The organism is Thalassotalea sp. G20_0, assembly GCF_017744175.1.
Classification (GTDB): domain Bacteria; phylum Pseudomonadota; class Gammaproteobacteria; order Pseudomonadales; family Endozoicomonadaceae; genus Endozoicomonas.
Map to the genome: position 1 here is coordinate 1 of NZ_JAGHQV010000295.1, position 890 is coordinate 890.

The 890-nt window shown below is 62.2% G+C and carries 1 protein-coding gene; it reads right to left on the reverse strand.

Annotated elements, in window-relative coordinates:
- Nucleotides 1-780: VCBS domain-containing protein (locus J7438_RS28560; protein WP_209278953.1), on the reverse strand; the 780-nt coding region annotated here is incomplete at its 3' end.
- Between the last annotated feature and the right edge of the window lie 110 nt (nucleotides 781-890).

Consider the following 890-nt stretch of genomic DNA (forward strand, 5'->3'; position numbering starts at 1 on the left):
GTCGCTGAAGCTGTCTGCGGGCAGCTGGTAGCTGAAGGGGGTGTCCTGATCGGCACTCTGATCGGCCAGGGCGACATCCAGTACCGGACCGTCGTTGCTGCCGTTGAGGGTGATGGTCAGGGTGTGGCTGGTGCCATCCGCTGAGGTCACGGTCAGCGTCTCGGTCAGGGTTTCTCCCTCCCCGAGCTGCTGAATGGCCGACTGGCTGTTATCGGCGCTGTAGGTCCACTGGCCGCTGGCATCCAGGGTCAGGTCACCGTAGCTGCCGGTGATGGTGGTGGCGATAAACTGGGCTTCACCGGCATCGCTGTCACTGATGGTCAGGGTACCGCTGGCGCTCAGGACGTCGCTGCTGTCTTCGGTCACTGCCGCACTGTCATCGCCAGCGATCACGGCCGGGTTATTGGCCACCCGGTCGGGGTTGTCAACGCTGCGGGCCTGCAGGCTGACATTGTCAACCACCATGTCACGACCATCACCATTGGCGGTGGTGTCGGAGATGCGCAGCACCAGGTTGCCTGCAGACGAGGCGGTGAATGCCAGGTTCAGGGTTTGCAGGGTCATGGAGTCGCTGTTGAATGCCTGTGTGGCCAGCACCTCACCGGATGCTTCATCAACCACCTCCACCTGACCGGACACTGGCCCGTCCGACCAGGCGGCACCGTAATCCAGGCTCAGGCTGTAGTTGATCCCCGGGTGACTCTGGATAACCTGTTCCACCACACCATCGGAGGCACCGTTGCCGCCATTGAAGGCCATCCTGTTGTCGTAAAAGTCCACCGTCCCGGCCAGGGTCCAGTCATCGGTCGTGCTGAAATCGCCGTTACTGAGCAGCTCCGTGTCCAGCTGCAAATCCTGGTAGGGATCCTGCGCCACCGACACGGTGTAGG